This is a genomic window from Aquimarina sediminis (assembly GCF_002895435.1).
GTDB lineage: Bacteria > Bacteroidota > Bacteroidia > Flavobacteriales > Flavobacteriaceae > Aquimarina > Aquimarina sediminis.
This window is the reverse complement of the sequence record NZ_POYJ01000003.1, coordinates 188,491-209,552: the sequence shown is the minus strand read 5'-3', so window position 1 is coordinate 209,552 and position 21,062 is coordinate 188,491. Positions and strand designations below refer to the sequence as shown.

Annotated in this window: 18 protein-coding genes; 8 read left to right on the top strand and 10 right to left on the bottom strand. The window is 34.0% G+C overall.

Annotation, left to right across the window (positions count from 1 at the left end; genetic code table 11):
• Positions 1 to 42 precede the first annotated feature (42 nt).
• The 3 genes from C1X07_RS09620 (at position 43) to C1X07_RS09610 (ending at position 3,587) form a co-directional block, all read left to right on the top strand.
• Complete coding sequence (locus tag C1X07_RS09620) at positions 43 to 1,809, top strand: 1-deoxy-D-xylulose-5-phosphate synthase (protein WP_103069799.1); 1,767 nt, start codon at positions 43 to 45, stop codon at positions 1,807 to 1,809.
• Between the two features lie 26 nt (positions 1,810 to 1,835).
• Positions 1,836 to 2,846, top strand: coding sequence for a Kelch repeat-containing protein (locus C1X07_RS09615; RefSeq protein WP_103069798.1), 1,011 nt, complete (start codon positions 1,836 to 1,838; stop codon positions 2,844 to 2,846).
• 276 nt (positions 2,847 to 3,122) lie between these two features.
• A complete protein-coding gene (locus tag C1X07_RS09610; RefSeq protein ID WP_103069797.1) occupies positions 3,123 to 3,587 on the top strand; it encodes a lipocalin-like domain-containing protein in 465 nt (154 codons plus the stop codon).
• Positions 3,588 to 3,641: 54 nt separating this feature from the next.
• Here the strand turns inward: C1X07_RS09610 and C1X07_RS09605 are convergent, their stop codons facing one another.
• From C1X07_RS09605 to C1X07_RS09590, 4 genes are all read right to left on the bottom strand, one after another.
• Complete coding sequence (locus tag C1X07_RS09605) at positions 3,642 to 4,985, bottom strand: deoxyguanosinetriphosphate triphosphohydrolase (RefSeq protein WP_103069796.1); 1,344 nt, start codon at positions 4,983 to 4,985, stop codon at positions 3,642 to 3,644.
• A gap of 179 nt (positions 4,986 to 5,164) precedes the next feature.
• Positions 5,165 to 7,627, bottom strand: coding sequence for a ribonucleoside-diphosphate reductase subunit alpha (locus tag C1X07_RS09600; protein WP_103069795.1), 2,463 nt, complete (start codon positions 7,625 to 7,627; stop codon positions 5,165 to 5,167).
• A gap of 349 nt (positions 7,628 to 7,976) precedes the next feature.
• Positions 7,977 to 8,954, bottom strand: a complete 978-nt coding sequence (locus C1X07_RS09595) for a ribonucleotide-diphosphate reductase subunit beta (protein WP_103069794.1) — start codon at positions 8,952 to 8,954, stop codon at positions 7,977 to 7,979.
• A gap of 396 nt (positions 8,955 to 9,350) precedes the next feature.
• Entirely contained in the window at positions 9,351 to 9,920 is a 570-nt protein-coding gene (locus C1X07_RS09590) for a DUF3109 family protein (protein ID WP_103069793.1), read from the bottom strand.
• Between the two features lie 114 nt (positions 9,921 to 10,034).
• Between C1X07_RS09590 and C1X07_RS09585 the strand changes: the two genes are divergently transcribed.
• Positions 10,035 to 10,607 (top strand): MarC family protein, encoded by a 573-nt coding sequence (locus C1X07_RS09585; protein ID WP_103069792.1) that lies wholly within the window; start codon positions 10,035 to 10,037, stop codon positions 10,605 to 10,607.
• 354 nt (positions 10,608 to 10,961) lie between these two features.
• On the opposite strand, the gene C1X07_RS09575 is transcribed toward C1X07_RS09585, so the two are convergent.
• The 4 genes from C1X07_RS09575 to C1X07_RS09560 all read right to left on the bottom strand — a co-directional run bounded on the left by C1X07_RS09575 (position 10,962) and on the right by C1X07_RS09560 (position 13,967).
• A complete protein-coding gene (locus C1X07_RS09575) occupies positions 10,962 to 11,267 on the bottom strand; it encodes a hypothetical protein (protein ID WP_103069790.1) in 306 nt (101 codons plus the stop codon).
• 14 nt (positions 11,268 to 11,281) lie between these two features.
• Positions 11,282 to 12,865, bottom strand: a complete 1,584-nt coding sequence (locus C1X07_RS09570) for a S41 family peptidase (RefSeq protein ID WP_103069789.1) — start codon at positions 12,863 to 12,865, stop codon at positions 11,282 to 11,284.
• Complete coding sequence (locus C1X07_RS09565) at positions 12,866 to 13,297, bottom strand: deoxycytidylate deaminase (protein ID WP_103069788.1); 432 nt, start codon at positions 13,295 to 13,297, stop codon at positions 12,866 to 12,868.
• 85 nt (positions 13,298 to 13,382) lie between these two features.
• Positions 13,383 to 13,967, bottom strand: coding sequence for a HupE/UreJ family protein (locus C1X07_RS09560; RefSeq protein ID WP_103069787.1), 585 nt, complete (start codon positions 13,965 to 13,967; stop codon positions 13,383 to 13,385).
• 386 nt (positions 13,968 to 14,353) lie between these two features.
• Here C1X07_RS09560 and C1X07_RS09555 point away from each other — a divergent pair, with 386 nt between their 5' ends.
• From C1X07_RS09555 to C1X07_RS09535, 4 genes are all read left to right on the top strand, one after another.
• Positions 14,354 to 14,737 (top strand): hypothetical protein, encoded by a 384-nt coding sequence (locus C1X07_RS09555; RefSeq protein WP_128755237.1) that lies wholly within the window; start codon positions 14,354 to 14,356, stop codon positions 14,735 to 14,737.
• A gap of 60 nt (positions 14,738 to 14,797) precedes the next feature.
• On the top strand, positions 14,798 to 15,343 hold the full coding sequence (locus tag C1X07_RS09550) for a hypothetical protein (RefSeq protein WP_128755236.1): 546 nt from the start codon (positions 14,798 to 14,800) through the stop codon (positions 15,341 to 15,343).
• Between the two features lie 404 nt (positions 15,344 to 15,747).
• Entirely contained in the window at positions 15,748 to 17,343 is a 1,596-nt protein-coding gene (gene tssD / locus C1X07_RS25010) for a type VI secretion system tube protein TssD (protein ID WP_164914130.1), read from the top strand.
• Positions 17,333 to 17,995, top strand: coding sequence for a hypothetical protein (locus tag C1X07_RS09535; RefSeq protein WP_103069783.1), 663 nt, complete (start codon positions 17,333 to 17,335; stop codon positions 17,993 to 17,995). Before tssD ends, C1X07_RS09535 begins: the two co-directional genes overlap by 11 nt.
• Positions 17,996 to 18,093: 98 nt before the next feature.
• Here the strand turns inward: C1X07_RS09535 and C1X07_RS09530 are convergent, their stop codons facing one another.
• Together C1X07_RS09530 and C1X07_RS09525 are read right to left on the bottom strand one after the other, a co-directional pair.
• On the bottom strand, positions 18,094 to 19,380 hold the full coding sequence (locus C1X07_RS09530; protein WP_103069782.1) for a phenylacetate--CoA ligase family protein: 1,287 nt from the start codon (positions 19,378 to 19,380) through the stop codon (positions 18,094 to 18,096).
• A complete protein-coding gene (locus C1X07_RS09525) occupies positions 19,377 to 21,062 on the bottom strand; it encodes a C45 family autoproteolytic acyltransferase/hydolase (protein ID WP_103069781.1) in 1,686 nt (561 codons plus the stop codon). The genes C1X07_RS09530 and C1X07_RS09525 overlap by 4 nt, the downstream gene beginning before the upstream one ends.

The following is a 21,062-nucleotide window of genomic DNA, read 5'->3' as shown; positions in this document are numbered from 1 at the left end:
AAAAGTATCCAAAGAACCATTACAAAATAGTATTTTTGCTCTATGCAAAAATCATTGCTTTCAAATATTCGATATCCGTCAGATCTCAAAAAACTATCTCCTGATCAACTACCTAAATTGGCTCAGGAATTACGGGATTTTGTAATCAATATCGTAGCTACCAAAGAAGGACATCTAGGCGCTAGTTTGGGAGTAATCGAGCTTACTATTGCACTTCACTACATTTTTGACACTCCAAATGATCTTCTGGTTTGGGATGTTGGACACCAGGCTTATCCTCATAAAATCCTTACCGGAAGAAAAGATGTATTCCACACTAATAGGCAATTAGGAGGGATTAGTGGTTTCCCAAAACGAAGTGAAAGTGAGTACGACACCTTTGGTGTTGGTCATTCTTCTACTTCTATTTCTGCTACATTAGGCATGGCGATCGCATCCAAATTAAAAGGAGATATACAAAAACAACATATTGCAGTAATTGGCGATGCATCTATAGCCAGTGGCATGGCATTTGAAGGACTCAATCATGCAGGAGTAACAGATACAAATATGCTAGTCATCCTTAATGATAATGCTATTGGAATCGACCCCAGTGTTGGTGCCTTAAAAGAATATCTTACAAAAGCAACTGTCGGGGTTAAGCCCAGAAAAAACAACATTATAGAGGCTTTAAATTTTAATTATTTTGGTCCTATTGACGGTCATGACTTACAGGCACTACTCAAAACCTTTGAAAAACTAAAAACTACCAAAGGTCCAAAACTTTTGCACATCATTACTACTAAAGGAAAAGGATTAAAGCAAGCAGAAGAAAACCAAGTAAAATACCATGCACCTGGTAAATTTAATGCTTCTACAGGAGATCTGATACCAAAAGACAATTCGGGACTACCTCCTAAGTTTCAGGACGTTTTTGGGTATACTATTTTGGAACTTGCTAGAACCAACAAAAAGATTGTAGGTATTACTCCGGCTATGCCAACAGGAAGCTCTTTAAAATATATGATGGATGAAATGCCCGATCGCGCTTTTGATGTTGGTATTGCAGAACAACATGCCGTTACTCTAGCAGCAGGAATGGCAACGCAAGGTTTTGTCCCTTTTTGTACTATCTATTCTACATTTTTACAGCGCGCATATGATCAGGTAATACATGACGTCGCATTACAAGATTTGCCAGTAATCTTTTGTATTGATCGTGCTGGTATTGTTGGCGAAGATGGAGCCACACATCACGGTGTTTTTGATATTGCACACTTAAACTGCATCCCTAACATGATCTTGGCAGCACCAATTAATGAAATTGAGTTAAGACATTTGCTATATACTGCTTCATTAGGTCTAGAGCACCCAATCGCAATACGATACCCCAGAGGAAGAGGGCATATTATCGATTGGAAAATACCTATGCGAAAACTTGAAATCGGAAAAGGAGCAACTTTAAAAAAAGGTATAGAAATAGCTGTAATTTCTACAGGTACCATTGCACATCACGCTACCAATGCAATAGAAGCCACAGAAGAACTTATTGGTCATTACCATTTTTGCTTTATAAAACCACTAGACATAAATTTATTAAAACAAATATTACAACAATACAAAACAATTATCACTATTGAAGATGGTATTATCAAAGGTGGTTTTGGGAGTTCTATTATCGATTTTGCAAATCAACATCATTTTAAAAATAACATCATCAACCTGGGCATTCCTGATCAATTTATCCATCATGGCACTGTCAATGAACTTTATGGCATGTGCGGTATTTCTGCCGAAAAAATCAAAAAAGTAATCCTTGAGAATCTTTAAACAATAACCTTCTAATAATTTAAAAAATGAAGATCAAAATTATATTACCCCTCATCTTCCTGGCACTTTTTAGTTGTTCTGATGACGAAAATACTATAGATGAAAATTCTATTCCTACCCCAGATCCAACTCCAACCAACATTTTAACTTTGGTTGATTCCAAAAGTATCTCTACCACCCCTTTTACACTTCCTAAAGAAACTATTGTATTTGAAGACAATTTGTATGCTATTGATGATTTTAAAACTTACAAATATAATTTCGAGCTTAATATATGGGAAACCATCAATGAAAACAACACAGATTTAGATTTTGAAGTTGCTGACTCCCCTTATTTTGATTATAATGTGAGCTTCATAAAAGATGATAAGTGGTACATTATGCACAGAAGAGCCTTATGGACCTTTAATTTTACTACTTTGGTTTGGACATTGGAAAAACAATTTTTTCACAATAAGCTAACTGCCCCTATAGGATTTTATGAAAACAACACCCTATATGTCTTTTCCGATATTTTCAACACCATCTATACCTACGATTTTGAAAACAATCTACTTGTTGACCATAGCACTTTTGAACAAAGACCTAATTACGGTCAATTAACTAAGTCTATTTTTAAAATTAAAGGTGAATATTATTTCACAAAATTATCAGATTATAACAAAATCTCTGTGTATAAATTCAGTAGTGATTTTAAAACATTTGAATATCTAAATGAATATAAAACAGATTATGTTGCACAGGGATCTGGTTTTATATTTAATGATAAAATTATATTTGGTCTTGGGGGAGAAATTTCTGTGGATCAAAATAATAACATATCTGGATATCAACTGAATAACAAATTCTATTATTATGATACTCAAACTAATGAATTCAACACAATTGCCAATGATTTTTATGAAGGCAGGTATTTAGCACTACCGATAGAATATAATAACGAATTTTATCTATTAGGTGGTATAAACGTTTCTAATAATCAGCAAAAAAACAAAGCAACTCTGGATAAGTTAGCATTTAAACTCATTAAACAATAACTAAAGAGGTCTAAGGCTTGTAAATACCATTACGGTTTCAAAAATTAATACCTATCAAAATCCAAGGCTTCATGAAGTCTTGGATTTTTTTTTAAACTTTCAAAAAAGCAACTCTTTTTTAATTTTGATCCCTGATTACAAACAACATATAACTTCAATATTCATTTTTACAAAGGTAACACACATAACTATTAATATTTTTTTACCTAGAAAAAGGTAACATTTTACCTCCTTAGGACATACACCTACATATAAAAACAAATTATAATTAATCTTATGAAAAAACCAATCTTATTTATCCTACTTATTGCCGCAATATTTACCTCTTGTAGTAGTGATGATGACTCAAGTATTTCTGAAAATACAAAATCTAATCTTATCGGAAAATGGCAATGGACAGCTTCTACAATAAACGGAGAAGATATTTCCCTTGATAAATGCGACATAATGAACACCTTAGATTTTAAGGCAAATGATGTAATTACAAGTACAACTTTTTCAACCATTACTGTTGTAAATAATGGACAAACAACTACAACATGTGAACAAGAGTCTTTAGAGTCAGGTGAATGGTCTTTATCCGAGAATAATATCATTACCAAATTCGGAAACGAATCTAGCTCTGTCAAAATACTTGAATTAACAAGTACTTCAGTAAAATTTGAAGAAACAGAAGAGTATAAAGATCAGGCAGGAAATACAGTAAAAGACACTTATACTGACACCTACAAAAAAATATAAAATCAACATACAGAAAGAATAAAAATGACCTGAACATAAAATTCAGGTCATTTCTTATATATGAAGCCCTTTGATCTTTTGAAATTTCAGTAATGCATTACCATCGGTCAAACTTGCTACATAATTACTTATTCCGATAAGGCGAGCATAAAGATCTTCATTTTTATAATCAAAATTATCTCCTTCTGCTCTTAAAATCAGCTTATCATAATTAGAGCTCTTACCGTTATTAAAGTTATCTGTTGCTATGCAGTATCGGTCTAAAAGTGTTGCCAAAATTTCATAACCTGCAATTTCTTTTTCAGTTACTTCCTGACTTTGGTAGATTTTATTTACACTAATCTTTAAGATATCATTAATCTGAGCTTCGTACTTACTTTTGTCAACCAAAGCAACATCAAAGGTTCCTGATAATATCTCTTCTTCATGCGCAATAAAAACACTTGCAGCCTCTTGTATTAATGTATTTATAGCCAAAGACCTTAAATAACTTAATCGATCGGCTGTTGTTACAAGATTGTTATACTTTGATGTATTGATAGCGTCTTTTACCAGTTTAATCAAATATTCTAAGGCATATTCTTCTTCTATCAGTCCCAAATTAATACCATCTTCAAAATCAATAATGGTATAACATATATCATCTGCGGCTTCTACCAAAAAAGTTAATGGATGACGACTATAAGTAGTCTCTTCACCAACATTATGCTTTAACAACCCAACTTCTTCTGCTACTTCTTTAAAAAAAGAAGCTTCATTCTGAAAATATCCAAATTTTTTATGAGCTATATGGTTTGTCGGTTTTTTTGGCAGCGATTCTTTTGGGTACTTCATAAACGCCCCCAAAGTAGCATATGATAACCTCACCCCTCCTTCTATTCCTTTACGGGTTTCGGTAAGAATTTTAAAACCATTAGCATTTCCTTCAAAATCAATGAGATCCTGATATTGCTTTGGTGTAAGTAAGTCTTTATACCTGCTACCACTTCCTGTTTTAAAATATTCTCCTATCGCTTTCTCTCCAGAATGCCCAAAAGGTGGATTACCAATATCATGAGCCAACGCCGCTGCAGCTACTATTGCCCCAAAATCATTAAATTTGTACCCATGCACAGCAGTAAGGTGTGGGTGTTTTTCTAAAACCTTCTTACCTACTACTCTACCTAGAGAACGCCCTACTACAGACACCTCCAAACTATGTGTTAATCGGGTATGCACAAAACTGGTTTTGGAAAGAGGGATAACCTGTGTTTTATCTTGTAAGCTTCTAAAAGCTGAAGAGAAAATAATACGGTCATAATCCACTTCAAAACCTAATCTTGTTTCGTCTTGTTCTTTTCGTAATCTTTTATTTCTATCTCCTTGTCGCCTTAAAGACAGGAGTTGTTCCCAGTTCATCATATTTACTTGCGTTTGCAAAAAGGATAAACAACAACATTCTTTTATTTAATCAAGAAAGTAAACAAAAGGGTTGTGCATAGCCCTGTCTCGATCTAAATCGAGAATTCGCTCAAAAATAACAAAAAAGGGAAGCATCTGTACAGAAAACTTCCCTTTTGCCCTATATAAATCTAGGTCTAAGACCCACACATTAAACAATCATCTCCTTCTGCAGCTTTTGATTGTGCTATAATTGCACGAAGCTCATCTGGAGTAAGCGCAGATCCTTCTGGAGAAACAGGCTCAACTTTTGATTCTGTTACCGCAGATTGTGCTTCCATCACTTGCGCTGCAGCCACTGCTACTTTTTCTGGTTGTGACTCTTCTTTTGCATTACTTTTTAGTGTAAACTTAATCGCATCTACAGCAGATTTAGTTCTCAGATAATACATCCCGGTTTTCAATCCGCTTTTCCAAGCATAAAAGTGCATGGACGTTAACTTAGCCATTGTAGCACCTTCCATAAACAAATTTAATGACTGAGATTGATCAATAAAATATCCTCTATGACGAGACATATCAATAATGTCTTTCATACTCAATTCCCAGACAGTTTTGTATAACTCTTTTAGATCTTGAGGGATAATATCTATATTTTGAATAGATCCGTTTGCACGCATGATAGCATCTTTAAGATTATCATTCCATAATCCTAATTTTACTAAATCCTCTAGTAAATGTTTGTTTACCACAATAAATTCTCCTGATAATACACGTCTGGTATAGATATTACTTGTATATGGCTCAAATGCTTCATTATTCCCTAATATCTGAGATGTAGAAGCTGTAGGCATCGGCGCTACAAGTAATGAATTACGCACGCCATTTTTAACAACTTGCTCGCGTAATTCACTCCAATTCCATCGACCACTCAACTCTTCATCTTTTATTCCCCATAAGTTATACTGAAACTCTCCTTTAGAAATTGGAGATCCTTCATAACTTTGGTAAGGACCATCTTGCTGAGCTTCTTCCATAGATGCGGTTACCGCAGCAAAATATAGTGTTTCAAAAATTTCCTGATTCAATTTCTTAGCCTCATCACTGGTAAATGGTAATCGCATCATAATAAATGCGTCCGCTAAGCCTTGCACTCCAAGTCCAATTGGTCTGTGGCGCACATTAGAATTTTCTGCTTCTTTTACCGGATAATAGTTACGATCTATTACCTTATTTAGGTTTTTAGTTACACGTTTGGTAATTCTAAAAAGTTCCTGATGATCAAACTCTCCATTTTTCACAAACATTGGCAATGCAATAGATGCTAGATTACATACCGCTATCTCATCGGGGCTAGTATACTCTAATATCTCTGTACAAAGATTGGATGATCGTATAGTTCCCAAATTCTGCTGATTAGATTTGCGATTTGCCGCATCCTTATACAACATATATGGTGTACCTGTTTCGATTTGAGATTCTAGTATTTTTTCCCAAAGCTCTCTTGCCTTAATAGTTCTTCTACCTTTTCCTGCAGCTTCAAATTTTAAGTATTCCTTTTCAAATTCTTCACTGTGTATATCAAATAAGCCTGGACATTCATTAGGACACATTAATGTCCATTCTGCATCCTCTTGTACACGTTTCATAAATAGATCTGGAATCCACATTGCATAGAATAAATCACGTGCACGCATTTCTTCTTTCCCGTGGTTTTTCTTTAAATCCAGAAAATCAAAAATATCCGCATGCCATGGTTCTACATATATTGCAAATGAACCTTTACGCTTCCCCCCTCCTTGATCTACATAACGAGCTGTATCATTAAACACTTGTAACATCGGAACGATACCATTAGATGTTCCATTGGTTCCTGCAATGTATGACCCTGTTGCTCTAACATTGTGAATTGATAACCCTATACCTCCCGCAGACTGCGAGATTTTAGCCGTTTGCTTCAACGTATCATATATTCCATCAATACTATCATCTTGCATTGCTAAAAGAAAACAAGATGACATTTGAGGTTTTGGTGTACCTGCATTAAACAATGTAGGGGTAGCGTGTGTAAAGTACTTTTTAGACATCAACTCATAAGTTTCAATAGCTGCATCCAAATCATTAGGATGAATCCCTATAGAAACCCTCATCAACATATGCTGTGGTCGCTCTGCGATCTTACCGTTAATTTTTAACAAATATGAACGCTCTAATGTTTTAAAACCAAAATAATCATAACCAAAATCGCGATTGTAAATAATTGTAGAGTCTAATTTTTCTTTATTAGCAATAATAACTTCATATACATCATCTGCTATTAAAGGAGCTTTTTTACCGGTTCTTGGGTTTACATACTCATAAAGATCAGTAACTACTTCAGAAAAAGATTTCTTAGTATTCTTGTGTAAATTAGAAACAGAGATGCGTGCCGCTAGTTTTGCATAATCCGGATGTGTTATGGTCATGGTTGCTGCTATTTCTGCTGCAAGATTATCCAACTCACTTGTTGTTACTCCGTCATACAATCCCTCTATCACTCTCATCGCCACTTTTACAGGATCTACTAGTGGATTCAGCCCATAACATAATTTTCTTACTCTCGCGGTAATCTTGTCGAACATTATTGGTTCTTTACGCCCATCTCTTTTTACTACATACATACGCTTTTTTGGTTTTTAATTTTTCTTCTTCCGAAGAATGTTGATGTTAATTCGTGTTATTATTTCTATAATTCTGAAGGTCAAAAATCACACTCTATTCCCCTAAAATTAGATACTAAAAAGAAATCTCAAGGTTCTAAAACCAGAGTAATCCTTGTAGTAATATAATGTAATGACTCGCCCCTTTTGTTTGTAAAGCTCTTTCTTGCAGAGCTGTATCAAACTGAGCCAATCTAGATTAAACAGAAGAATTGTTTTTGACTAGCTCAGAATGAATATATTGTGTTGTTTTATAATTTACTAGATTTTACTTAAAGCTTGTAAAATAATTATGCTCTGGTTTTTTTATCTAAAAATCAGCATCAAAACTTATTTTATTCTCTTCGTTATCTTTATTAAGCACTCCGGCTTTTTGATATTCTGAAACTCGTTTTTCGAAGAAATTAGTTTTCCCCTGTAAAGAGATCATATCCATAAAGTCAAATGGATTTGCTGTTCCATATTCTTTTTCACATCCTAACTCAACCAATAATCTATCGGTAACAAATTCAAGATATTGTGTCATCAATTTTGAGTTCATACCAATCAAACTTACTGGCAGCGATTCTGTAATAAACTCTCTTTCGATATCCAAGGCATCTACAAGAATTTCACGAATTTTTTCTTTTGGCACTTTATTAATTAAATGCTTATTATGAAGATGAACTGCGAAATCACAATGCACACCTTCATCTCTAGAGATCAATTCATTAGAAAAAGTTAGCCCTGGCATTAACCCCCTTTTCTTTAACCAAAAAATAGAACAGAACGCTCCCGAAAAGAAAATCCCTTCTACTGCTGCAAAAGCAATTAATCGTTCTGCAAAAGAATCAGATTCGATCCATTTTAATGCCCAATCTGCTTTTTTCTTAATTGCAGGGAAGTTCTCAAGAGCATTAAATAAGATATCTTTTTCCTTTTCATCCTTTACATAAGTATCTATAAGCAATGAATATGTTTCAGAGTGGATATTTTCCATCATGATCTGAAAACCGTAGAAAAATTTTGCTTCACTATACTGTACTTCATTTATGAAGTTTTCAGCCAGATTTTCATTTACGATACCATCAGAAGCAGCAAAAAATGCTAAAATATGTTTAATAAAATACTGTTCATCATTAGTTAACTTGGTCGCCCAATCAGTAATATCCTGATGCAAGTCGATCTCTTCTGCGGTCCAAAAGCTAGCCTCGGATTTTTTATACCATTCCCAAATATCATGATGTTGAATGGGGAAAATCACGAATCGATCTTTGTTTTCTTGCAAAATAGGTTCTACGACACTCATTTTATTTTTTTTAGCTTTTTTTGAGTTTTTTTTTCTTTCTTCTTAGGAATAACAAAGATCACGAAATACGTCAAAAGTTCTACGAAAAGTTAACAAACGTTTTCAACAAAGTTTTCAACACAAAGTGAATAAGGTACAAAACTGTTCTTTCACAAAACAAACTTTAAGTAATTGAAAATAAACGCGTTATGTATTTTAAAAAAAATAGAAATATTCTGAACTACATCCTTGAAAACCTGCTATTTTCCACTTGTTAACCGTGTTTTTTTAACAAAAATCACCAAAATCAAAAATACACGATTTTACGGTAAAGCCGTAACCAAAAGAATGTCTTTCTTTCGTTAAAAAAAGTAAAGAAAAAACGAGTTTTTACATTTAAAAAAGCAAAAAAGAGGATTATTTTTGCATATTAGAAGCTATATTTTCAAGTTCCAAATACCAATCATCTCCAAATTTTCGAATAAGAGCTTCTTTAACAAATTTATAGATCGGTACTTGAAATTCTTTACCTAATTCGCAGGCATCATCACAAATTTCCCATCTATGATAATTGACAGCCGAAAACTCGGTATATTCTTGTACTCGTATAGGGTATAAATGACAGGACACAGGCTTTTTCCAATCTACTTCTCCTTGATTGTATGCTTCTTCTATTGCACACATAGCTGTGCCTTTTTCATCAAAAATAACATAAGCACAATCTGCTCCATCAATCAGGGGTGTTTCTAGTTCTCCATTCGCCGTTTTAATATGAGTTCCATGGTGTTCTATCGCCTCTATACCTTCTTTTCTCAAATAAGGCTTTACTATTGGATATATATCTTTAAGAACCTGAACCTCTGACTCTTCCAGAGGAGCACCAGCTTCACCATCTATACAACAAGCGCCTTTGCATGCAGAGAGATTACATACAAAGTCTTTTTCAATAATATCTTCCGAAATTATGGTTTTTCCTAATTGAAACATGGCGCAAAGGTAATTCTTATGCCAGATATTTTTTACAATTTATTCACCTTTTTATAATACCTTTATTTAATAAAGTCTATTTACATTTGTACAAATTTTTGAAATCGTTTATACATGAACTTTGACCTTAAAGAAATATTTACTGCAAGTATGATTTTGTTTGCGGTAATAGATATCATAGGAAGTATTCCTATAATTATTGATTTACGACAAAAAGTAGGGCATATTCAAAGCGAAAAAGCTTCGATAGTTGCAGCTATATTAATGGTAGTTTTCCTTTTTGTAGGAAAAAAAATACTAAATCTTATTGGTATTGATGTTAATTCTTTTGCTGTAGCTGGATCCTTTATTATCTTTTTTCTGGCTATAGAAATGATATTAGGCATCCAATTATACAAAGATGATGAACCAGAGACCGCTGCAGTAGTTCCATTGGCTTTTCCTTTAATTGCTGGAGCAGGTACAATGACCTCTATCTTATCATTGCGAGCAGAATACCATACAATCAATATAGTAATCGCGATATTAATCAATATTATTTTTGTTTACATAGTTTTAAAATCGTCTAAAAGAATAGAGAAAATACTGGGTGGACAGGGAATTAATGTAATTCGAAAGATTTTTGGGGTAATTTTACTTGCTATTGCTGTCAAGTTATTTGCGACAAATATCACAGGTCTCTTCTAAAGAATATATATTTAAACAAGAATAGTCAAATACTATAATCTCTTTAAGAACAACTTATCTAAATAAAAGTTAAGTAACTATTATTTTATTAGTCTATTAAAACAAAAACTATAAAACAGATGAAATATTTTATATACGTATTAATCGTTATTGCAGCCGCTTTAGTTATCTATAACGGTACACATTTAGACTTTAACAATTTATTAGTTGGTGATAGCAAAACGGCTCTTATAGGCGTTTTTTGCTCTGCTTGTGTTATTTTATTAATGTGGATTTTATTAATATCCAAGAGCATCCAAAAAAAGAATAGAGGGAAGTAATTCTTAAAATTCTTTACTTTTAAATTAGACCTGTTTAAAAAACAAAAAAACAGGCTATGATTACTGGTGGAATCGAAATCACCATTAAAATCATAAAGAAATTATGTAATCTTCTAAACAAAAGTGCTCGCATTAAAGATTTTTTGAGCTTACTATCTTTAGAGCTATCTATATGTTCTCTAATTATATCACCAGAAACATAAGAGGTATCCACCAAGATATCATGTTTTAGAAAAATAGACGCGCTATTATCCAACAATCTAAATGCAACAGCAATAATAAAGAAAAAGAGGGGTGAACAAATCGCAATGGCTAACAGATATTCTTGAAATTCAGACATATTAGAGATCTAAGTTATTCTTCTTTAGAGAATGACAATACTTTATTTATCATTGTATCGTCTTTATTTATAATTTTTTCAAATGCATCTGTCCCGAAAAGCTGCTGCGCCATCGTAGCTTTTAAGTACTTTTTTAATTGGTTTTTATAATTTTTTAGCTCAATTTCTATACCTCTCCTTCTTGCATATTTTAAAAAATCTTCTGCAAAAGCATCATCGATATCAATTTTTTCTTTAAACTCTTCTTCAGACAAATTATTGTAATATACTCTGTTTTTATCCAATTCTTCAAATACATATCCTCCCATACGCCCCGAGCGAAGCATATAATCCAAAGTTTCACCTACTCGGGTTGTGTCTTTACTTATAAATATATCTGGAATAATACCTCCTCCACCATAAACTATCTTGCCTCCAGGAGTTTTAAATTTTAAAGAATCTGCTACCTGAATACTATCTGCATTTTGTAATTCGCCGTTTTTATATCGCTCCAAATATTCATTAAAATACTCTTTATTTCCATTGGTATACGGCTTTTGTATTGAGCGTCCTGTAGGCGTATAATATCGTGATATTGTTAATCGTATGGCGCTACCATCACCAAGTGCCATTTCTCTTTGCACAAGCCCTTTTCCATAAGAACGTCTCCCTACAATCATCCCTCTGTCATTATCCTGGATTGCTCCAGCAAAAATCTCACTTGCCGAAGCAGAGTTTTCATTGATTAACACATAAACCTTCCCTTTTTCGAAGCTTCCTTTATTGGTAGCAAAATTATTTTCTATTGCTCCTTTTTTGTTTTTGGTAAACATAATCAGAACATCATCCTTAAGAAACTCATCTGCCATTTTTAAAGCTGGGGCAATAAACCCTCCACCATTATCACGAAGATCAATAACCACACTCTCTAAACCCTTATCTAACAAATCATCCATTGCAGTTTTAAACTCTTTATAAGTCGTTTCTGCAAAACGATTTACTTTAATATACCCTAATTTATCATCCAACATATAGGCCGCATCTACGCTTTGCAAAGGCACACGCCCTCTTTTCACAAGTACATCAAACACCCCTTTACCTCTTCTAAACACCTTAAGCTGTACCTGACTATTGAGTTCTCCTTTGAGTCTGTTTGCCAATCCATCCCTTATCAAACGCTCCCCATACAAAGTATCGTTATCAGCCATTAATATTCTATCTCCAGCTTTAATTCCAGATTTTTCACTAGGACCGCCTTTAATAGTATTAATTACAGATATTGTATCTCTATACGGATAATAACTCACACCAATACCTATAAAATCTCCCTGCATACTTTCTGTAATTCCTTCTAATTCTTCTGACGGGATATATATTGAATGTGGATCTAAATTTTCTAATATTCTATTTACAGTAACTTCTACAATACTATCGGTATTAATCTCATCAACATATTCATAATCTATATAATCAATAAGTCTATTGAGTTTTTCCTTTTTGGGGTTATAAGAAAAGAGTTTTGCCGAAGGGTTACTAAAATCGAGTTTACTACCCAAAAACACCCCGGCACCAACTGCCAGACCCAAAAACAAAGGCAAATATTTTTTTGAATATCCCATTTATTCTTCTAAATCCGTAATCTGTTCTATTTCTACTCCAGCTTTAGCAAGAAATTGCAAGCCCGAATCGTCTTTATAGCCTATTTGATACACAATCCTCTTAATACCAGCTTGATGAATCAATTTACTACACTCCTTACATGGTGATAATGTAATATAAAGTGTTGCTCCCTTACATGATTGTGTAGACGATGCCACTTTAGAAATTGCATTTGCTTCTGCATGTAATACATACCACTTTGTATACCCTTCTTCATCTTCACACGGATTCTCAAAACCTGTAGGGGTACCGTTAAATCCATCAGAAATAATCATTCTATCCTTTACAATAACCGCACCAACTTTTTTTCGTTCACAATGAGATAATTTCCCCCATTCATTTGCTATTCTAAGATAAGCTTTGTCGTATTTAAGTTGTTTCTTTTTTGGCATAGGGTAGAATTCTAGTGTATTGATAACAATCAAAATACGAATATATTATTACGATGTGGCAAATACAACCTTAAAGACTACTTATTCACCAAATTTTATTTGCAATAAGCATAGGGATTACCATTCCGATCACAACAGAAGAAATGACAAGTATCCAATCTTGTTTTGAAAACCTAAAAAAGGTTTGAAATATAAAACTAGCTACTAGAACAAATAAGACAATAACAATTTGTGCAGCCTCTACTCCTAATGCAAACTCAATTAAAGGTAAAATTTTTGAACTTACATTACTACTAATCGCTTTAAAATAACCTGAAAAACCTAAGCCGTGAATCAATCCAAAAAAAATAGTAACTCCATACAGTATTCCGACTTTAGTGTTCCTTGAAGTATTTTTGGCTGTAAACACATTAAACAAACCAGCTATCAAAATAGTTAAGGGAATTAAGAATTCTACTAGTTTAGAATTTACAGAAACGACACCATAAACTGCCAAAAACAAAGACATTGTATGCCCAAGTGTAAACAGGGTGACTAGTAACAAAATTCGCTTCCAATTATCAAATGTGTACCCTACCGTAAGGACAATTAAAAACAAGATATGGTCATAGGCATGCCAATCCAGCACGTGACCAAAACCCAGCTTTACATAAAGCCAAAATTCTGACATAATTTTAGGTTTTGAGGTGTTGGGACTAATGTACAATTAAATACAAGAATGAAGAAATTCATAAAAAATTCTTATCAAAATTTTAAGAAATGTTTTTTTTTAGTGCAAATACTTTTCTGAGAATACAGTACTCCTCTAGAATCTTAGGATAATAATCCGCAAAACAATCTTTTACAGCACACACCTTAAGAATCAATCGAATCTCATTTTGATATAATCATTAATGAACGTTTTGAAAAACAAAAGTTATCTTCATTTAGGGGTACATGCCCCTTCTATAAAAGGAATAAAATACTTACATTTACTAGTCAGTTAACATTAACCACTTTATAAGCATCTAAAAAATTAAGAGCTTAGTATCTCCCCGCCAAACACAAAAACAACTCATGAAAAGTATTAACACCAACACTATTTTACAGATAGTAGCACTTCTTTTTTTAGTCATCATTGGCTACATGACTTTTAATTCGGGATCCAATTGGAAAATTATAAAATCAGAATTGGATAAAGCGAGAGAAGAACTCCGAATATCCAAAGACACTCTGGCTGTAACCAAATCTAATTTAAAAAACTCTATTAAAGAGCTTGAAAAAATGAATCTTCAAAAGGATATTGTTGTAAGACAAAGGGATTCTCTATTATTCGATTTTAAAAGAAAAAACGCAAAAGATTGGAACGAATTAGAAGCTATAAAAGATACTATTCTTAAGAACAATGAAAAATTAACCGAAGAAAAAGCTCTATTAGACAGGCTTTTTGGGATAGAATAAATTATGCCACAAACAATACCTTGTCTCCACAATAAACCAACAGATTCAACTCTTAACATCATGAAAAATTTACTCTTTTCTTTTCTTTTAATGTTTATCTCTTTTTCTTATGGTCAGGTAACTGATTCTTTAAAAATCATTGAAATCCCTGAATCCTATGCAGATCGCCAAGGTAAGCCCTTTATGGTAAAAAAAGACAGTCTATATCTATTTAAAACACCAGACATCTACCTTGTCAATAAAAAATCATTTCTAGCTTTAGAGAGTTTTTATAAAAATGTAAGCAACCAAAACGACATGACTAATGCTCTATTAGAAAATTACACCAAAACACTTAGACGCAATATAGAGTTAGAAAGTAGACTAAAGATTAACTTTGATGAGACTGATGCATTGGACAAAGCTATTTATGAAAGAACACAAGCGACACTAACCAATACCCAAAAAGCATTGGATTATACTATTAATAGTCTTGAAAAAGCAACAAACAGTCTTGATCTTGTAGAAAAAAACGTAAAAAGGCAACGAAAAAAAAGTGTGTTCGAAAAAGTGCTGATCGGTCTTGGCGGCATAGGTATAGGTGTCCTTGTAGGAGTATCATTATAAGTAAGATCTCTACGATCCCCTATAAAACTTCGTTAAGCAAAAAATCACCTTGAACAAAAAGGGTTTTCGGAGTTTCCCGAAACCATGCCCTGGAACAGGAGACGTTTTCGGAGTTTCCCGAAACCTTGCCCTGGAACAGGAGAAACTTTCGGAGTTTCCCGAATCCTTGCCCTGGAACAGGAGACGTTTTCGGAGTTTCCCGAATCCTTGCTCTGCATCAGGAGAAACTTTTGGAATTGCAGCATCACCCATTTTGTATTATTACCCCTACAAACCAGCTATTTACAACCATTTTATTTTGTTATTTCTGAAACATCATTGATATTTGTGTCATAAATGACTCATTTTTATCCTATCATAAAATATGAGTGCCTTAACCACTAACTTTTAGAACCAAAAACTTCATGGCTATAATCGCCAAATTTTATGTTGGAGACAAGGCATACAATGTTCTCCTAGCAAATTATGAGTTCGGTCAACATAGTGATGAGACTGGCAGACCCATCAATTACCGATCTGCCTTCAAAGGATTAACTATGATGATCGAGTCTACCCATGATAATTACTTTTTTGATATGGCTACTCACCCTACCAAAAAGGATCAGGGTAAACTCGTATTTACGGATGCCGTAACAGGAGGACGATCCAGAACCCTCTATTTTGCAGATTTTGTAGTCATCGGTCACAAAACAGGATTTACTGCCAATGATAGCAACCCTATGACAGAAACCGTATTGATCTCTGCGGGTGGGATCAAAGATTCGGTATCAGGTACAACATTCTCTAACCATTGGCAGGAAACGGGCTTTCCTACATCATCACCCCCAACAGTAACAACAGAAGAAGAGCTACGACCCAAAAAATGCAGAATCGAATTCAAAGCAAGCAACAGCGATCTGCGAGACGGTCTCTTCGGGTTTGATGCCTATAGTACATCTCTCGACAGAAACTGTCTTTCTAACGGTATCGCCGGCAGAACAGTCACCTACAAAGACTCTTACCGCAGCATACAGGTAGAGGGCGAGGATTATCGTGTACCAAAGATGACTTTGCGTATCAATCGTACCATCACTCTGGATCTGGATAAAGACCTGCATCGGGAAGAAGAATATAACGATATCTCTTTTACCACTCCCGCAGGATTTACCATCACCCCCGTAGACAACCGTGGTAATCCTGTAGATCTGGTCGAAGCCAAAAAAGTACAGATCACCTGCACCACCCATGGTGATCCCGACACCCCTACCACCATACAAGTACTGGCAGACGGTACTGTTGCAGGAGCCATCGATATACGGCACTCGGAACCCAAAACCATAACCGTAAAAACAGTAATACTAGAAGCTAAGGGAATTAGTGAAGACGAAAATGAATTAACAAACAAAACCGCCCAAGAAAAGTTGGAGGAGTATTTTAAAGCCGTACTGGGACCTGCCATGATCGATGTACAACTGGTAGATAATACCCCCGAAGTTTTTGATCTTACTACCATAGCAGCAGATGACCAGATGGGGCAACATTATCTAAAAAAGATACAGGATACTATGACAGAAGGTAGCACCCATAGTGTTAAATTTACTGAACAGGACAAAGATGATTTTTTTAATAATTTGGGGCAACTCTATATAGCAAAACGTACCAATGCAGGACAGCCATATGATCGCAGTCAACTCTTGCTTATCTTTACTAATATGAAGTGTATGAAAACAACCCAAGAAGGTAAAAATCAGTATAGTAATGGAATCACTAAATCCGGAATATCTATGATGTTTATGGCAAACAATGATATAAGACCCCATCAGGAAATACCTCATGAGGTCATGCATGGAGCAGGATTACCGCACCCTTTTAAAGAAACTACAGAAAAAGACAAGGCAAAAACCCATATCTTTAAACTGGGTAGTACTGATAACTATATGGATTATAATAATGAAGCAAAAAGAAAGCACCTCTTGCACTGGCAGTGGGATAAACTATATAAGAGCCGCTATGCAGAATAAAGTAAAAATCATGGCAATACTACTATGTAGTGTTGCCATATACAATTGCAACTCACAAAAAAGGTTTATCAAAAATGATAACTTATGTGAGTTGGATTTGACATTAATAGACAAACTAGAAAAAAATCCTAAAAAATATGATAGTTTGATAGCAAGAGATCGAATAGTCACTATAGCTAATGATAAATTGTATGAATCAAGCATATGGAAACTAAGTAATGGGGATTATTCGTTAAAACAAACAAATAAGCAAACAAACATAGGTAAATGGGGACGTTATTATTCCAATGGTAAATTAAAAAGTATAGTGTTTAAACATGAATATGGGTATGCACGATTAAATAAAGAAACGCACTACGATATAAATGGCACAATAACCAAAGTGATAGATCACAGGCAGGCAGACAAATACCCTATCTGTTACAAAGAAGCCATAGCAATTGTAAAAAGAAGAATGGCTAAGAGAGATACCATATTTAGTCTTGGGAGGGATAAATGGGTAACCAAAACAAAGGATACGCTAAGAACATGGGAGGTTTTTGTGCGAGAAATAGATAAAAAGAAAGAAGAAGAAAAAAGTTGGGTATATAGAGTTAATGCAGTTACCGGAGAAATTATTAACAAAAAGGAAGTTATCTCTAATCCCGGATAAAGAAAACACCTCTGGCACTGGCAGTGGGATAAACTATATAAGAGCCGCTAAAAATTTGATTCTTTTACAGATAAAATCCAAAGCGTTTTCTATGCACGCTACCTCTTATCAATAACAATTAATGGTTTTCTACTTAATTTAGGAAATTGAAGCTTTTGAATTTCTTTTTTATCATGAACTTCAATTTTTGGAGAGACCCTTAGCTTAGCCCTAAAGTGGTCTTTTATATCGTGAAGAAATTCTTCTGATGGATTTTGAGCAGCAATTTTAATCAAAATCTCATCGGTACCAATACTATTATGAGAAATTTCTATAATATAATTTTCTACCTCACTAAAATCATTTAAGATATTATACATTGCAGGAGGGTACAGGGTGGTTCCTTTATACTTAATCATTTGTCTTTTTCTACCTATAACAGGTCCCAATCGCATAGTGTTTCTTCCACATTTACAATTCGAAGTATGGGCTTTTACCATATCTCCAGTTTTAAATCGTAATAATGGCATAGCCTCTACACCTAAAGTAGTAATAGTAAGCTCTCCTACTTCTCCATCTCCAACAGGACTGTTATTATCATCCAAAATCTCTGCAACAATAAGTTCGGGGTGATGATGCCCTCCCTGTTGCTCACTACACTCGGTAAATGCGGTACTCATTTCTGTAGAAGCATAGGTAGAATATAGCTCTATGTCCCAGGCACTTTTAATTTTTTGAGCTAGCGTATTCAAAGAGAAATCTTGGTTTCTTAGAGATTCTCCTATACAAACGGCTCCTTTTATACCAGAAGAATTAAGATCGATATCATGTTCTTCTGCATATTTAATAAGTTTTAACAAAAAAGAAGGGACAACGATTAAATACGTTGGTTTAAATTTTAAGATAGAATCCCACTGCAATTCAGGGATTCCTGCACCAACACGTATAATCCCCGCTCCTAACTCTCTAGCTCCCAAAAAATAGGCTAAACCTGCCATAAAGCGTCTATCTATGGTAGTCATTAGTTGCAATACATCGTCTTGCTTTACTCCGGCACAAGCAAAAGAAATAGCCTCATTATACGCTAGCCTTTTTAGATCATTATCTGTTAACGCAAAAGTAACTGGTTCTCCCAAAGTCCCCGAAGTAGTTACATAATCAATAATCTCATTTTTGGGCACACAGATAAAGTCGTCATTAAATTGTTGTAATTGCTCTTTAGTGGTTACAGGCGCTTTAACCAAATCCTCTAGTGAACAAATAGAAGAAGGGAGAATATTATGTGATCTAAAAACACCTTGATAATAAGTAGAATTATTATACAAGTAGTGCATTAATTCTACAAGCTTTTGTTCTTGTAGTGTTTTTATCTCAGCCAGAGATGCTTTTTCTATTTCAGGAATCATTTGTTCAATTTCCTTTTTAATTTCTTAATATATAAATCAACTTTTTGTTCATCATCAAAAGTGGTAATTTCTTTTTTCTTAGCCTCTTTAAATGATTGTAATGCAGCTGCATAATATTTTTCCTGATAATAATACTTCCCTACCAAATAATATCCTTCCCAGTACTCTGAATTACTACTCAGTATGTTTTTTGGAATACTAGCATCCAGGTGCTTTTTAGTATTAATTGCGGTTATAATATCATTTCTTAACGATCTGTAATATTCATAATTTTGATATGCTTTTGAATATTGAAAAGGATCTTCTTCTATACTTAAGTTTTGGCTGGAAAGAGTTAATAGCTCTGAGTCTTTGTTTAGGTCTTTAAAAATTTCTTTTAAATCATATCCTACAAACTCTCCTAATTGATACGGATTGGAAGAAACCCACACCAAACGTTGTTCTGGCTTAAACACAATAGCATGATGAGCTAACAATTGATTTAGAGCCTTCTCATTGCCATAGCCTATTTTTTTATCCAACAAGCCTTCTTTATTTCTTAAAATATCCACTGCAATCTGCGGCGTTATCTTTGGTTGTTGCTGTAATAATTCTTGCATTCGTTCATATCTATATTGCGAATGACTTTCTTTGATATGAGCACTGTTATTCTTATCCTTTGCATAGGCTTTACTCTGAAAATGATTTGAGCAAATCAACTGATTAGAATTTGAAACCTCGTACACACCAAAATTCTTTGGGGATACTTCTATTAGAATTGCTTTTTTATCATTTGCGCTTCCGACAAATATAGATTCTGAAACAAACACTTGGCGTTTTTTTGCAATTTTGATTGCTTCTTCAATAGTAGAGGCATATTGTAGTATCTCTCTGGTAACAATTGAAATTGGTGTTTTTGCAATCAAAGGAATTTTTGATTTTCCTGAATTAATAGTTACTGTAAGTCCATGTTCATTCATTCCAGAAACTACTCCAATCATTCCTCCCCATGTAACAGACATAAATTTATGACCATTTGTCGGACTGACAAAAGCCACGATTTTTTCTTTTGCAAAATCATCTCCTGCATAAAAATCAAAGTTTCTTCCAATAATGAGACTGCCATCTTCTGTTTTATCTCCCCAGGCAGCAAAAGAAGAACAACCCACCAATGCAAGGTCTTGCAAGGCATGACCAATATCATGGGCACCATGTAGATAAAGAATTCTTAAATATTGATTTGCAATGTGATTATAATCGGGCGAGGCATATCTAGAAAGACCATAAATTTCGGTTTTATATTCTTCGGGAATATGTAAGTACATTTTTCTGTTAAACCATGCCAGAAATCTTCTTAACAATGCTTGTTTCATTTTTGAAGGAACTAATTCTTCTACTTTAGATAAAAATACATGTTCTTGATTTTGGAAAAGTTCTTTGGTTAAACTACCAGTAAGCAAACCTCTTTCTAAAGGATCTCCCGAAACATACAATTCCCATAAACCTTGTTTGTTTTTGGATAAAAAACTCTCTCCAGAGACAAAAGTTGTATCAGATGTTTTAATTCGCTCAGGGATATTTGCATTATAACCATTAACATTAGGAACATCTTTTAATGATCTAGAGATACCACAAGATTGCAGTAAAAAAAGTACTACTGCGAAACACAAAAACCTATGTGTTATAGAATTTACAAACCTCAT

What these genes read in the sequence shown, in the direction of transcription:
- C1X07_RS09620 (WP_103069799.1), top strand. Translation starts at nt 43, where the DNA reads ATGCAAAAATCATTGCTTTCAAATATTCGATATCCGTCAGATCTCAAA.
- C1X07_RS09615 (WP_103069798.1), top strand. Translation starts at nt 1,836, where the DNA reads ATGAAGATCAAAATTATATTACCCCTCATCTTCCTGGCACTTTTTAGT.
- C1X07_RS09610 (WP_103069797.1), top strand. Translation starts at nt 3,123, where the DNA reads ATGAAAAAACCAATCTTATTTATCCTACTTATTGCCGCAATATTTACC.
- C1X07_RS09605 (WP_103069796.1), bottom strand. Translation starts at nt 4,985, where the DNA reads ATGAACTGGGAACAACTCCTGTCTTTAAGGCGACAAGGAGATAGAAAT.
- C1X07_RS09600 (WP_103069795.1), bottom strand. Translation starts at nt 7,627, where the DNA reads ATGTATGTAGTAAAAAGAGATGGGCGTAAAGAACCAATAATGTTCGAC.
- C1X07_RS09595 (WP_103069794.1), bottom strand. Translation starts at nt 8,954, where the DNA reads ATGAGTGTCGTAGAACCTATTTTGCAAGAAAACAAAGATCGATTCGTG.
- C1X07_RS09590 (WP_103069793.1), bottom strand. Translation starts at nt 9,920, where the DNA reads ATGTTTCAATTAGGAAAAACCATAATTTCGGAAGATATTATTGAAAAA.
- C1X07_RS09585 (WP_103069792.1), top strand. Translation starts at nt 10,035, where the DNA reads ATGAACTTTGACCTTAAAGAAATATTTACTGCAAGTATGATTTTGTTT.
- C1X07_RS09575 (WP_103069790.1), bottom strand. Translation starts at nt 11,267, where the DNA reads ATGTCTGAATTTCAAGAATATCTGTTAGCCATTGCGATTTGTTCACCC.
- C1X07_RS09570 (WP_103069789.1), bottom strand. Translation starts at nt 12,865, where the DNA reads ATGGGATATTCAAAAAAATATTTGCCTTTGTTTTTGGGTCTGGCAGTT.
- C1X07_RS09565 (WP_103069788.1), bottom strand. Translation starts at nt 13,297, where the DNA reads ATGCCAAAAAAGAAACAACTTAAATACGACAAAGCTTATCTTAGAATA.
- C1X07_RS09560 (WP_103069787.1), bottom strand. Translation starts at nt 13,967, where the DNA reads ATGTCAGAATTTTGGCTTTATGTAAAGCTGGGTTTTGGTCACGTGCTG.
- C1X07_RS09555 (WP_128755237.1), top strand. Translation starts at nt 14,354, where the DNA reads ATGAAAAGTATTAACACCAACACTATTTTACAGATAGTAGCACTTCTT.
- C1X07_RS09550 (WP_128755236.1), top strand. Translation starts at nt 14,798, where the DNA reads ATGAAAAATTTACTCTTTTCTTTTCTTTTAATGTTTATCTCTTTTTCT.
- tssD (WP_164914130.1), top strand. Translation starts at nt 15,748, where the DNA reads ATGGCTATAATCGCCAAATTTTATGTTGGAGACAAGGCATACAATGTT.
- C1X07_RS09535 (WP_103069783.1), top strand. Translation starts at nt 17,333, where the DNA reads ATGCAGAATAAAGTAAAAATCATGGCAATACTACTATGTAGTGTTGCC.
- C1X07_RS09530 (WP_103069782.1), bottom strand. Translation starts at nt 19,380, where the DNA reads ATGATTCCTGAAATAGAAAAAGCATCTCTGGCTGAGATAAAAACACTA.
- C1X07_RS09525 (WP_103069781.1), bottom strand. Translation starts at nt 21,062, where the DNA reads ATGAGGTTTGTAAATTCTATAACACATAGGTTTTTGTGTTTCGCAGTA.